12 protein-coding genes and 1 other RNA gene are annotated in these 11825 nt (G+C 61.7%); 9 read left to right on the top strand and 4 right to left on the bottom strand.

The window, feature by feature from the left end:
• Positions 1-125 precede the first annotated feature (125 nt).
• The 3 genes from MTP40_RS03420 to MTP40_RS03410 all read left to right on the top strand — a co-directional run bounded on the left by MTP40_RS03420 (position 126) and on the right by MTP40_RS03410 (position 1469).
• Positions 126-440, top strand: a complete 315-nt coding sequence (locus MTP40_RS03420; protein ID WP_005935590.1) for a DUF1292 domain-containing protein — start codon at positions 126-128, stop codon at positions 438-440.
• Between the two features lie 29 nt (positions 441-469).
• Positions 470-673, top strand: a non-coding RNA gene (ssrS, locus tag MTP40_RS03415) — 6S RNA.
• Between the two features lie 166 nt (positions 674-839).
• Entirely contained in the window at positions 840-1469 is a 630-nt protein-coding gene (locus tag MTP40_RS03410) for a hypothetical protein (protein WP_098923009.1), read from the top strand.
• Between the two features lie 49 nt (positions 1470-1518).
• Here MTP40_RS03410 and MTP40_RS03405 read toward each other — a convergent pair whose 3' ends face one another.
• The 4 genes from MTP40_RS03405 to MTP40_RS03390 are packed head-to-tail and all read right to left on the bottom strand — an operon-like array spanning position 1519 to position 4348.
• Positions 1519-1722, bottom strand: a complete 204-nt coding sequence (locus tag MTP40_RS03405) for a DUF378 domain-containing protein (protein ID WP_227611521.1) — start codon at positions 1720-1722, stop codon at positions 1519-1521.
• Positions 1723-1778: 56 nt separating this feature from the next.
• Positions 1779-2669 (bottom strand): 4-(cytidine 5'-diphospho)-2-C-methyl-D-erythritol kinase, encoded by an 891-nt coding sequence (gene ispE, locus MTP40_RS03400; protein ID WP_249259827.1) that lies wholly within the window; start codon positions 2667-2669, stop codon positions 1779-1781.
• 12 nt (positions 2670-2681) lie between these two features.
• Positions 2682-3869 (bottom strand): pyridoxal phosphate-dependent aminotransferase, encoded by a 1188-nt coding sequence (locus MTP40_RS03395; RefSeq protein WP_117505728.1) that lies wholly within the window; start codon positions 3867-3869, stop codon positions 2682-2684.
• Positions 3869-4348, bottom strand: coding sequence for an Lrp/AsnC family transcriptional regulator (locus MTP40_RS03390; protein WP_005935606.1), 480 nt, complete (start codon positions 4346-4348; stop codon positions 3869-3871). Before MTP40_RS03390 ends, MTP40_RS03395 begins: the two co-directional genes overlap by 1 nt.
• 377 nt (positions 4349-4725) lie before the next feature.
• Between MTP40_RS03390 and MTP40_RS03385 the strand changes: the two genes are divergently transcribed.
• The 6 genes from MTP40_RS03385 to MTP40_RS03360 all read left to right on the top strand — a co-directional run bounded on the left by MTP40_RS03385 (position 4726) and on the right by MTP40_RS03360 (position 11661).
• Positions 4726-4995: an ACT domain-containing protein gene (locus tag MTP40_RS03385; RefSeq protein WP_035394907.1), complete on the top strand. Its 270-nt coding sequence runs from the start codon at positions 4726-4728 to the stop codon at positions 4993-4995.
• A 91-nt stretch (positions 4996-5086) separates the two neighbouring features.
• Positions 5087-6454 carry a PFL family protein gene (locus MTP40_RS03380; RefSeq protein WP_098923017.1) on the top strand — a complete coding sequence of 456 codons (1368 nt, stop codon included), beginning with the start codon at positions 5087-5089 and terminating at the stop codon, positions 6452-6454.
• 150 nt (positions 6455-6604) lie between these two features.
• A complete protein-coding gene (locus MTP40_RS03375) occupies positions 6605-7444 on the top strand; it encodes a stage II sporulation protein R (RefSeq protein WP_249259826.1) in 840 nt (279 codons plus the stop codon).
• Positions 7353-7832, top strand: coding sequence for a peptidoglycan-binding domain-containing protein (locus MTP40_RS03370; RefSeq protein ID WP_249259825.1), 480 nt, complete (start codon positions 7353-7355; stop codon positions 7830-7832). The genes MTP40_RS03375 and MTP40_RS03370 overlap by 92 nt, the downstream gene beginning before the upstream one ends.
• A gap of 236 nt (positions 7833-8068) precedes the next feature.
• Positions 8069-9208, top strand: a complete 1140-nt coding sequence (locus tag MTP40_RS03365) for an exonuclease SbcCD subunit D (RefSeq protein ID WP_249259824.1) — start codon at positions 8069-8071, stop codon at positions 9206-9208.
• Positions 9205-11661 carry an AAA family ATPase gene (locus tag MTP40_RS03360; protein ID WP_249259823.1) on the top strand — a complete coding sequence of 819 codons (2457 nt, stop codon included), beginning with the start codon at positions 9205-9207 and terminating at the stop codon, positions 11659-11661. The genes MTP40_RS03365 and MTP40_RS03360 overlap by 4 nt, the downstream gene beginning before the upstream one ends.
• Positions 11662-11825: the final 164 nt, after the last annotated feature.

The raw sequence follows: 11825 nt of genomic DNA, 5'->3' as shown, positions 1-11825 counted from the left end.
AAAAAACGCTACACTATAAGCACAGCAAGGGACGGCGGGAACGCAGCAGATCCCGGGCTGTGTGCGTAATTTTATTTGAGTACCATCCCTTTGATTGGGTTTGGATAGACAGGAGAACGTATCTTATGGCAGAAGAGATCAAGAACCCGAACACCGAAGAGGAATATCAGCCCGATCTGATGACTCTTGAGGATGAGGACGGCAATGAGGTCACGTTTGAAGTGATCGATGCACTGGACCATAAGGGCGTGCATTACCTTGCAGTTGTCGAATACGCAGAGGATGAAGAGGATGTCAACGAGGACGCACAGCTGGTCATCCTGAGCGTGGGCGAGGACAGCGAGGGTGAATATCTGGACGTTGTGGAGGATGACGAGACTCTGATGGAAGTCAGCAAGCTGTTTGAGCAGCGCCTGAGCGACCAGTTCGAGATTGAGTAATTCCCCAGCACAGACAGATTCCCAGGCAAGACTTCCTGCCCGGCGCGATTTGTTGCGGTTTATATGATCCTACTAATCATTCAACGGGAGCCCGGAGTTCTCCGGCGGATTGCAGACCTCCCCGCCATGGGTCGACCATGGAGGTTCGATGAGGAAGCGTGAATCCGGCGACAGGGCACCCACCTGTCCGTAAGGGTAGGTTTGATTGCCGCAGACGACCGGGCGGGATCTTTTTATAGCATTGCATCCACCGCTGGCCTGCCACAAGGCCAGTGTGTGGATTTTTTTATAGGACGACCTCTCAGGCGCTGACGCGCCACCTCTCCTATTAGGAGAGGTGGCATTGCGCAGCAATGACGGAGAGGTTTTGGTGATGATGGAAAGGATGTGCATTGCGGTATGAAAAGCGAACATCTTGTGGGGACGAGCATCCCCCGTTTCACCTACGACACCCCAACGGTGCCGGGCAATGATTTTTACGCCCTGTGCGAGGGGGAGCATCCGCTGTGCATGATCTTCCTGCCCGGGTTCGACCACCCTGTCAGCCGCGAATATATCACCCGCTACCTGAAAACGCTGCCCCAGCTCAAGGGGGCACGGCTTGTCTGTGTGGTGCGTTCCTCGGCGCAGGCGGTGGCAAAGGCCACCCATGGCTCAGATTTTCCCTTTCCTGTCATCTGCGACGGCCCCGGCGTGCTGTACGGCTACCTGGGCGTAGAGCAGACCCGCGGCTTGCTGAGCTGGAGCTTTGCGGCCCAGAAGATCTACAAGGCCGCCAGAGATGCCGGTTACCACTACGACACCAAAGCCCCTCAGCTGCTGCCGCTGACGCTGGTGGTGGGCCATCTGGGCAAGATCCTGTTCACCCACTCGGGCCGCAGCCAGACCGACCTGCCCGAGGACTGCGCCGCCATCAGCGAGATCGTGCGGGCTGTGGAAAAGGCCACCGCCCCCACCGACGGCCCCGCAGACCCCCACTGCTCGGACGAGACCCTTACCCTGCCCGATCTGGTGGGGTGGGATAACTGAATGATCCACAAAAACGGCTGCTGCACATTTTCCGTGCAGCAGCCGTTTTTCATTCTTCCGTTTCCTCTGCAAACAGCCCCGGGATGCCGCAGACAGCGGCCACGCCCACCACCGTAAACACGATGCGCGACCAGATGGAGCTGCTGCCGCCCAGCAGCCAGCCCACAAAGTCAAACTGGAACAGGCCCACAAGCCCCCAGTTGATGCCGCCAATGATCATCAGGATCAGGCACACTTTATAAAAGGTCTGCACAAAAAGACCTCCTTTCCTTTGGGCAGTTTTCCCCATCGGAAAGGAGGTTATGCATATTACAGCATCCACTTCGGGCTGATGACCCGCGCGCCGCCCCGATCGGGCCGGGCCACATACACCTGCGGCCACTGTGCCTTGACAGCCTCGGCGGCGCTTCGGGCAGCTTCTTCGCTCTCAAAGATGCCAAACACAGCCGCGCCGCTGCCGGTCATCAGGGCAGTGACAGCGCCGTTCTCTTTCAGCGCGGTCTTGATGGCCTCGTTGTCTCTGGCACCGCTGCATTCCTCCAGTGCGTTGCCTGCGGCAGCACACACACCCGCCAGATCCTCGGCGCGGATTGCCTTTTCCTGGGCTTCGCAGTCGGGGTGGGTGCTGCTGCCCACTTTGTCATAAGCGGCAAAGGCTTCCGGGGTGGAAACGCCGTAATCGGGCATGACCACCGTGAACCAGCAGTCCGGGCAGGGCGGCAGGGCTTTCATCACATCGCCCACGCCCTGCACCCGGCAGGTGCCGCCCATCAGGGCAAAGGGCACGTCCGCGCCGATCTTTGCCCCCAGCGCGCAGAGCTCACTCATGGAAAGCTTTGCGCCGTAAAGGACGTTCAGGCCCACCAGCACACCGGCGGCATCGGCGCTTCCGCCCGCCATACCGGCACGCACCGGCACATTCTTGTAAATGGTGATCTCTACACCCGCCAGCAGGCCGGTATAGTGGAAGAAGGCCAGCGCCGCCTTGATGGCCGTGTTGGAATCGTTGGCGGCCACCGGGCTGCCCGGCAGGGTCAGGCTCAGGTTCTGGCTGCGGCGCAGCACCACCCGCTCGTACAGGGTGATGGCCTGCATCGTCATATCCAGGTTATGGTAGCCGTTGGGCAGCAGGCCCACCACATCCAGCGCCAGATTCAGCTTGGCCGGGGCCAGAACGGTCACGCAGTTCAGTTTTGCCATCGTTCTTCCTCCTCACTGCTCTCCGCTGTTGATGCCGTTTTCTTTCAGGAACTCCCGGATGCGCTTCATGGCCTCGGTCAGGTGCTCCACGCTGTAAGCATAGGAAACACGGCAATAGCCCTCGCCGGATGCGCCAAAGGCATCGCCGGGCACCAGCGCAACATGCTTCTGCTCCAGCAGCTTTGTGCAGAACTCCTGGCTGGTCATACCGGTGCTCTTGATGCAGGGGAAGGCGTAGAACGCACCCCGCGGCTCAAAGCAGGTCAGGCCCATAGAGTTAAAGCCGTGCACCACCAGGCGGCGGCGCATGTTGTACTCATCCCGCATCTTGTCGATCTCGCCGTCGCACTCCCGCAGGGCGGTGATGGCCGCATACTGGCTGGTGGTGGGGGCGCTCATAATGGCGCTCTGGTGGATCTTGGTCATAATTTTGATGATGGGAGCCGGGCCGCAGGCATAGCCCAAGCGCCAGCCGGTCATGGCATAACTCTTGGAAAAACCATTCACCACAATGGTCCGCTCGGCCATGCCGGGCAGGGTGGCAATGGAGACATGGGGCCGCAGGCCGTAGTTCAGCTCGGCGTAGATTTCATCCGAAAGCACCATGACGTTGGTATCCCGCAGGACCTCCGCAATGGCTTCCAGGTCCTCCCGCTCCATCACCGCACCGGTGGGGTTGTTGGGGAACGGCATGATAAGGAGCTTGGTCTTGGGGGTGATGGCGGCTTTCAGGGCCTCGGGCCTGAGGCGGAACTCATCCTCCTGGCGGCAGGGCACATGCACCGGCACACCGCCGGACAGGGTGGTGATGGGCTCATAGCAGACAAAGCAGGGCTCCGGGATGATCACCTCATCCCCGGGCTGCACAATGGCGCGGATGCACATATCAATGGCTTCGCTGCCGCCCACGGTCACCAGCACCTCCCGCAGGGGGTCGTAGTGCAGGTGCATCCGGCGCTCCAGATATCTGCAGATCTCCGCCCGCAGCTCTTTCAGGCCTGCGTTGGCGGTGTAGCGGGTGCGGCCATGCTCCAGGCTCTCGATGCCTGCTTCCCGCACAGCCCACGGTGTTTTGAAATCCGGCTCGCCCACGCCCAGACTGATGCACTCGGGCATATCAGCGGCCAGATCGAAGAATTTGCGGATGCCGGAGGGGCGCATCTCCCGTGCGGCAGGCGCGATCAGTTTATCGTAATCCATCACAGAACCGTGCACTCTCTTTCATCGATCTCTTCGTCCTGATACAGGCGGCCCTCTTTTTTATAGGTGCGCAGGACAAAATGGGTGGCAGTGGACAGCACATCGTCCAGCGGGCTCAGGCGCTTTGCCACGAACAGGGCGATCTCCTGGAAGGTCTGGCCCTTGATGACCAGCTGCAGGTCGTAGCCGCCGCTCATCAGCAGCACGCTCTCCACCTCGTCAAAGGCGGCAATGGTGGCTGCGATCTCATCAAAGCCGCGGCTCTTCTTGGGGCTGACATTCAGCTCGATGACTGCTTCCACCCGGTTCACCCCGGCCTTTTCCCAGTCCACAAGGGTCTTGTAGCCCTTGATGATGCCCTGCGCCCGGGCCAGGTCGATCATAGCCGCCACCTCGGCGGGGGATTTATTCAGCATGGTGGCAATGTCCTCAATGGGCAGCCGCGCATTGTCTTCCAGAATCTTCAAAAGCTGTTCCATGGTCGTTTCTCCTTTGTTTTGCGCGGGTGGGCATCCCCACCCCGCTGTTATTTTTCAGTATAGCACAAGAATCGCCGCTTTGCATCTTGTTTTTTACATCAAAGCAGTATAGAATGTCTTTTCCGCCTGAAAACTGCTCTTTTTTCCAAAAAGAGTGTTCAAAAATCGGCAAATCTGCTATACTGAAATTAAACCCTTCCGTCAAAGCCTGACGGCTTTGCCACCTCCCCTAATAGGGGCGGCCTTGGCAGAATGATACAGTTTGTGCGGAACGGGGAACTTGCAAAACTCCACGCAACGCCAGAGGCCCCACTACCAGGGGGGGCTGGCGCGAAGCGCCTGAGGGGTTTTTACCAGAAACAATGGGGGTAAGGAATATGAAAGCGTTTATCACTGTCATCGGACACGATACCGTGGGCGTTGTTGCCAAAGTGGCCGCCCTTTGCTGCGAGCTGAACATCAACATTGAGGATGTGACCCAGAGCGTTCTGCAGGGCATGTTTGCCATGATCATGCTGGTGGACATCTCCAAGTGCAGCGTCAGCCATGAGGAGCTGCACACCCGCACCGATGCTCTGGCCAAGGAGATGGGGATGCAGATCAATCTGACCCGTCAGGAAGTTTTTGACGCGATGCATACCATCTAACAGACAGAACCTCTCAGACGCTTTGCGCCAGCTCCCTGAATAGAGGTGGCATTGCGAAGCAATGACGGAGAGGTTCAGAAAGGATACTCTTATGAGCATGATGAATACCGGCGACATCCTCGAGACCATCGAGATGTTCACGCAGGACAATCTGGACGTGCGCACGGTCACCATGGGCATCAGCCTGCTGGACTGCATTGATCCGGACCCGAAGAAGGCCTGCGAAAAGATTTACAATAAGATCACCACCAAGGCAGCCGATCTGGTGCCCGCCGTGGAGCATATCAGCGCCGAGTACGGCATTCCCATCATCAACAAGCGGATCAGCGTCACCCCCATTGCCATGCTGCTGGGTGCCTGCCCCGATGCAGACCCTGTGGACTTTGCCAAGGCACTGGATGCCGCAGGCAAAAAGGTGGGCGTGAACTTTGTGGGCGGCTACACCGCCCTTGTGCACAAGGGCTTCTCGGCCGGTGACCGCCGCCTGATCGAGTCCATCCCCCGCGCACTGGCTGAAACCGACATCGTGTGCAGCTCGGTGAATATCGGTGCCACCAAGGCGGGCCTGAACATGGATGCCATCAAGCTGATGGGCGAAGCCGTGAAGAAGGCCAGCGAGCTGACCGCCGACCGCCAGTGCATCGGCGCGGCAAAGCTGGTGGTGTTCTGCAACGCACCCGAGGACAATCCCTTCATGGCCGGTGCATTCCACGGCCCCGGCGAGCCCGACTGTGAGATCCACGTCGGCGTTTCCGGCCCCGGCGCTGTGCGCGCCGCGCTGGCAAAGCTGCCCAAGGATGCTCCCATCGACGAGGTGGCGGAGCTGGTCAAGCGCACCGCCTTCAAGATCACCCGCGTGGGCCAGCTGGTGGCCAATCTGGCCTCCAAGGCTCTGGGCGTGCCCGCGGGCATCATCGACCTTTCGCTGGCCCCCACCCCTGCTGTGGGCGACAGCGTGGCCAACATTCTGGAAGAGATGGGCCTTGAAACCTGCGGCTGCTGCGGCACCACGGCCTGCCTGGCCCTGCTGAACGATGCTGTGAAGAAGGGCGGCGTGATGGCCTCCAACCATGTGGGCGGCCTCTCCGGTGCCTTTATCCCCGTCAGCGAGGACGACGGCATGATCCACGCCGCCGAGTGCGGCTGCCTGACCATCGAAAAGCTGGAAGCCATGACAGCTGTCTGCTCGGTGGGCATCGATATGGTCATCATCCCCGGCGATACCACCCCCGCTGTCATCAGCGCCCTGATCGCCGACGAAGCCGCCATTGGCATGGTGAACAGCAAGACCACCGCTGTCCGCGTCATTCCCGCCATCGGCCGCAAGGCAGGCGAGATCCTGGATTTCGGCGGTCTGCTGGGCTATGGCCCCATCATGCCGATCAATCAGCGTGACCCCTCGGTGTTCATCAACCGCGGCGGCCGCCTGCCGGCTCCCATGCAGTCCTTGAAGAATTAAACCTCTCAGTCACCTGCGGTGACAGCTCCCCTAGTAGGGGAGCCCTTGGCATTACAGTCAGACTTCACTGCAAAAATCAAGTATCAGAATAAAATGTGTCAAACAGGCCCATTCTCTGGTTATCATTTCCAGAAAAGGGGCCTGTTTTTTATGCTGCCATTCTTTGCCCGCACGCTCACCCGCCGTGAGATGGCGCTGGGGTGCGCCGTGCTTTCCCTTGCGCTGCTCCTGAGCGCCCTGCCTGCTGCCCTGCGCTGGGGGCAGGCACAGCTGGACACCGGGGCTCTCCTCTGCGCCGACACCCTGCGCTTCCACATCCGGGCCGACAGCGATTCCCCTGCCGACCAGACCGCCAAGCTCGCCGTGCGGGATGCCGTTCTGGCCTACGCCGATGTCCACTGCACCGCACAGGACAAGCCTGCCGCCCTGCGCTGGGCGGCAGAGAACCTGCCTGCGCTGGAGCTGACGGCCCGGGCCGTGCTGGCAAGGCGGGGGATTTTTTCCACCGTTACGGTACAGCTGGTGGAAATGTACTTCGATACCACCCGCTATTCCACCGGCATCCTGCCCGCCGGGCGGTATCAGGCCCTGCGCATCGACCTGGGCGGCAACGCCCGCCACGGCAAAAACTGGTGGTGCGTGCTCTACCCGGGCCTGTGCCGCTCTGCCTGCGGCACCTACGCCCTGCCGGAGGAAAACGATCTGGTATGTGGGTCGTATGTGGTGCGGTTCAAGTGTGTGGAGTGGTGGCAGCGGGTGACGGCGAGCCGGGAGGATAAGGTGCTGGTTGAAACAGCCTCGCCCTCTCAGGCGCGAAGCAAAGACGGAGAGGGCAAAAACGCTATGGCACACCTCCCCACAGCGCTGCATACGCTGTCGTGGAAGGAGTGTGACCACAATGGCGATCCCCGCTTATTATTCGTTGATCCAAAAGGGCTCCTACGGCCCGGACGAAGCCCTGGTGCAGACCTGGCTGAACGGCGTGCGTGACCAGTGCAGCTATTACCCCGCACTGACCACAGACGGCCGCTTTGGCACCAGGAGCGAAAACGCCGTGAAAGAATTCCAGCTCCGGAACAATATGAACATGGACGGCAAAGTCGGGGCAAACACCTGGAATGTCCTCTACGCAAAGTACACCGCAAAGCACGGGCTGGCGGTGCCCTATCCCGGCATCGTGATGCGCACCGGCATGTCCGGCGGCACCATCCGGCTCATCCAGCAGAAGCTCAACACGCTGGGGGAGAAGGTCGGCACGGACGGAAAGTTCGGCTCCCGGACTGCCGCCGCTGTTCAGCGGTTCCAGCGCCGCAACGGCCTGACCGCCGACGGTGCCGTGGGTAAGGCCACCTGGGAGAAGCTGTTCCCCGCTAGTTAAAAATTTCAATCGGCTCCGGGCAAAAATGCGGTTAAGAGATCTTCACGCCGACAGGCGGGAATCTCCAGCATTTTTGTTCGGAGCCCTCTGCTTTGGGGTTACTAGGGGCGAGCAGCCCCTAGTTCGTGCCTCCCGCGCTTCGAAAGTAGCGGGTGCTTTTCTGGTTCTCTTTTGGCACGCAAAAGAGAACATTCCGTGGTATAATAGAGCCATCCTTTTAGAAAGGGGGCTTCCCCATGCGTTTTCTCCACCTCTCCGACCTGCACCTGGGCAAACGGGTCTGCGAGTTCTCCATGCTGGACGACCAGCGCTATATTTTAGAGCAGATCTTATCCCTGCTCGATTCCCACCCCGTGGATGCCGTGCTGCTGGCCGGTGACCTGTACGACAAACCCGTGCCGCCTGCCGAGGCGGTCCGCCTGCTGGACTGGTTCCTCACCGAGCTTTCCCGCCGGGAGCTGCCGGTGTTCGCCATCTCGGGCAACCACGATTCCGCCGACCGGGTGGCCTTTGGCTCTGCCCTGCTGGCCGAAAGCAGGGTCTACGTCTCGCCGGTGTTTTCCGGCCCGCCGGAGCCCATCACCCTCACCGACGCACACGGCCCGGTCGATCTGTACTTACTGCCCTTTTTGAAGCCCGCCATGGTGCGGCACATCTGGCCGGACGCGCCCATTGAGAGCTACAACGATGCCCTTGCCTGCGTGCTGAATCACTGTTCGCCTGACCCGGCCCGCCGCAGTGTGCTAGTGGCACACCAGTTCGTGGCAGGAGCTGCCTCCTGCGAGAGCGAGGAGCCCAGCGTGGGCGGTATCGACTGGGTGGATGCCGCCCTGTTCGACAAGTTCGACTATGTGGCGCTGGGGCATCTGCACAGCCCCCAGAAGGTGGGCCGGGACACCCTGCGCTACTGCGGAACGCCGCTGAAGTATTCCTTCTCGGAGGCCAGCCAGCACAAGAGCGTGACCTTTGTGGAGCTGGGCGAAAAGGGCAGCGTGACCATTGCCGCCGAACCGCTGGTGCCCCGGCACGATCTGCGGGAGCTGCGCGGCAGCTACATGGAGCTGACCGACCGCCGCAATTACGAGGGCACTGCCGTGGACGACTACCTGCACATCACCCTGACCGATGAGCAGGACATCCCCGAGGCGCTGGCCCGCCTGCGGGTCATCTACCCCAACCTGATGCGGCTGGATTACGACAACCGCCGCACCCAGACCCGGCAGGAGCTGGATGCCCCTGCAAAGGCCGAACAGAAAACACCGCTGGAGCACTTTGCAGATTTTTACCAGCTGCAGAACAACCAGCCCCTGACCCATGAGCAGGCGGCATTCTGCCAGCAGCTCATTGAAACCATCTGGAAGGAGGAGGACGCATGAGACCGCTCAAGCTGACCCTCTCGGCCTTTGGCCCCTATGCAGGCACCACCACCCTGCCGCTGGAGCAATTGGGCAGAGGCGGGCTCTACCTCGTCACCGGTGACACCGGCGCGGGCAAGACCACCCTGTTCGATGCCATCACCTACGCCCTGTACGATCATTCCAGCGGCGGCGTGCGGGATGGGGCCATGCTCCGCAGCAAATATGCAGACCCCGGCACCCCCACCTTTGTGGAGCTGGAATTTGAGGTGCGGGGGCAGCGGTACACCGTCCGGCGCAACCCGGAGTATCTGCGCCCCAAGGCCCGGGGCGAGGGATTCACCACCGAAAAGGCGGATGCCGCCCTGACCTATGCCGACGGCCGCTCGCCTGTGACCAAGGCCAAGGAGGTAACTGCCGCTGTCATTGATATCATCGGGCTGGACTACAACCAATTTTCCCAGATCGCCATGATCGCGCAGGGGCAGTTCACCCGCCTGCTCAACGCCACCACTGAGGAGCGGAGCAAGATCTTCCGCAAGCTGTTCCGCACCCAGCGCTATCAGAAACTGCAGGAAGCGCTGGCTGAGGAAAACTCCGCCCTCACGGCCCGGCGCGCCGCCCTGAACGCAAAGCTGGACGCAGTGCTTGCGGGCATCTCGTATGATGCCGCAGACCCGGAGGCCGAAACACTGGGGATACTTTCGGCGCAGATGCCGCCGGATGCAGTGGCCACCCTGCTGGAGGGGCTGACCGCCCGGCAGGAAGCTGCCGCCGCACAGGCCGCAAACGCGCTGGCTGCGCTGGACAGGCAATTGAGCACGTTACAGACCACATTGGGCGCGGCAGAGCAGGCAGAGCGCCAGCGGCAGGAGGTTGCCGGAGAACTGACCAAGGCCCGAAGCACCGCCCAGCTGGAATCCGCCAAGGCCAGCACCCGGCGCAAAACGCTGGAAGCACTGGATGCGGCACTCACGGCCTCTGAAGCAGAACTTGCCGCTCTGGCCGATGCCGACACCCGCCGGGTAGAGTTGGAGGCAGAAGCGGCCCGCCTTGCCCAGCGGGAAACCGCACTGAACGAGCTGGCCCGGAGCCTGACAGAGTGCCAGCACCGGAACACCGCCGCACGCACCGCGCAGGAGGCCTACCGGCAGGCGGCAGGCAGACAGACCGAAGCCCATTCTGCCCGGGACACGCTGGAACGGGCCTTTCTGGATGCGCAGGCGGGTCTGCTGGCTCAGACGCTGGAAGAGGGTGCCCCCTGCCCTGTCTGCGGCAGCACCCACCACCCGGCCAAAGCCCACCTGCCCCGCACCGCTCCCACCGAAGTGCAGGTGAACAAAGCCAAGCAGGCCGCCGCCCAGGCCGACAGCGCCGCGCAGGAGGCCAGTGCCGCCGCGCGGGAAGCACTGACGCGGGAACAGGAGGGCCGTGCCCAGCTGCGGAAGGATGCCGAAGCGCTTCTGCCTGAACGGTTCACTTCGCCCGAGGGGCCGGTGCCTCTGACCGTGAGCCTGCTCAAGACTGCGCTGGCCGAGGAGAACGATGCTCTGCACACCGCACAGGCTGACCTGAAGCAGCGCCAGACCAAAAACCATACCGACTGCCGCCGCAAAAAAGAACTGGAAGCCCAACGCAAAGCGCAGGCAGAACAGCGCACCGCTCTGGAAGCACAGGTGACGGCAGCCCAGCAGGCTGCTGCCGCCGCCCAGGCTGCGGTGCAGACACTGGAAGCCCGGCAGGCTGCGGAGCAGAACGCGCAGCCCCAGAAGATCGCGGCGCTCAAGGCAGAGCAGAACGAGCTGCTGGCCCGGCGCAAAGCCCTTGCCGCACAGGAGAAAGACCTGAACGCCCGGCTGCTGCCCAACCGGAGGGCGTTGGCCGATCACCGGAAGCTTGCCGACCAGCGGGACGCGCTGGATGCCCGTTGGCAGTGGGTAAACGCGCTGGCCTCCACGGCGGGCGGCACCCTGAGCAGCAAGCAGAAGATCCGGCTGGAGGCCTACATCCAGATGAACTACCTCGACCGCATCCTTGTCCACGCCAACACCCGCCTGATGCAGATGACGGCGGGCCAGTACGAGCTGGAGCGCATCGGTGCCGAGAACCAGCGCAGCCAGTCGGGCCTTGACCTGGGAGTCATCGACCACTACAACGGCACCCGCCGCAGTGTCAAGACTCTGTCCGGCGGCGAGAGCTTCAAGGCCTCGCTGGCGCTGGCCCTGGGCCTTTCCGATGAAGTCCAGAGCACCGCAGGCGGCATCCGGCTGGACACCCTCTTCCTCGATGAGGGCTTCGGCTCGCTGGATGAGGAATCGCTGGAGCAGGCCATCCGGGTGCTTTCCGGCCTGACCGAAGGCGACCGACTGGTGGGCATCATCTCCCATGTCGCCGCCCTGAAGGACCGCATCGACCGGCAGGTGGTCGTGCACAAGGAGCGGAGCGGGGGCAGCTGGGTGGAGATCGTGACGTGAAGCAGACTCACCCTCTCAGTCATCGCTGTCGCGATGCCAGCTCCCCCAAAGGGGGAGCCTTTGGCGAGTTTACCGCAGGCATCTGCTAAAGGGCAAGGCACTTTTGGCTCTCCCTTCGGGAGAGCTGGCTGCGAAGCAGACTGAGAGGGCAAGCCTGGTTGTGG

The sequence above is a fragment of the Faecalibacterium sp. IP-3-29 genome (assembly GCF_023347335.1).
Taxonomy (GTDB): Bacteria; Bacillota; Clostridia; order Oscillospirales; family Ruminococcaceae; genus Faecalibacterium; species Faecalibacterium duncaniae.
The sequence above is the reverse complement of the archived record's forward strand: the minus strand, read 5'-3'. Positions and strand labels throughout refer to the sequence as shown.

Excerpts from the sequence above, each read along its gene's own strand:
- MTP40_RS03360 (WP_249259823.1), top strand. The coding sequence starts at position 9,205 with ATGAGACCGCTCAAGCTGACCCTCTCGGCCTTTGGCCCCTATGCAGGC.
- MTP40_RS03385 (WP_035394907.1), top strand. The coding sequence starts at position 4,726 with ATGAAAGCGTTTATCACTGTCATCGGACACGATACCGTGGGCGTTGTT.
- MTP40_RS03380 (WP_098923017.1), top strand. The coding sequence starts at position 5,087 with ATGAGCATGATGAATACCGGCGACATCCTCGAGACCATCGAGATGTTC.
- MTP40_RS03370 (WP_249259825.1), top strand. The coding sequence starts at position 7,353 with ATGGCGATCCCCGCTTATTATTCGTTGATCCAAAAGGGCTCCTACGGC.
- MTP40_RS03420 (WP_005935590.1), top strand. The coding sequence starts at position 126 with ATGGCAGAAGAGATCAAGAACCCGAACACCGAAGAGGAATATCAGCCC.
- ispE (WP_249259827.1), bottom strand. The coding sequence starts at position 2,669 with ATGGCAAAACTGAACTGCGTGACCGTTCTGGCCCCGGCCAAGCTGAAT.
- MTP40_RS03410 (WP_098923009.1), top strand. The coding sequence starts at position 840 with ATGAAAAGCGAACATCTTGTGGGGACGAGCATCCCCCGTTTCACCTAC.
- MTP40_RS03395 (WP_117505728.1), bottom strand. The coding sequence starts at position 3,869 with ATGGATTACGATAAACTGATCGCGCCTGCCGCACGGGAGATGCGCCCC.
- MTP40_RS03365 (WP_249259824.1), top strand. The coding sequence starts at position 8,069 with ATGCGTTTTCTCCACCTCTCCGACCTGCACCTGGGCAAACGGGTCTGC.
- MTP40_RS03390 (WP_005935606.1), bottom strand. The coding sequence starts at position 4,348 with ATGGAACAGCTTTTGAAGATTCTGGAAGACAATGCGCGGCTGCCCATT.
- MTP40_RS03375 (WP_249259826.1), top strand. The coding sequence starts at position 6,605 with ATGCTGCCATTCTTTGCCCGCACGCTCACCCGCCGTGAGATGGCGCTG.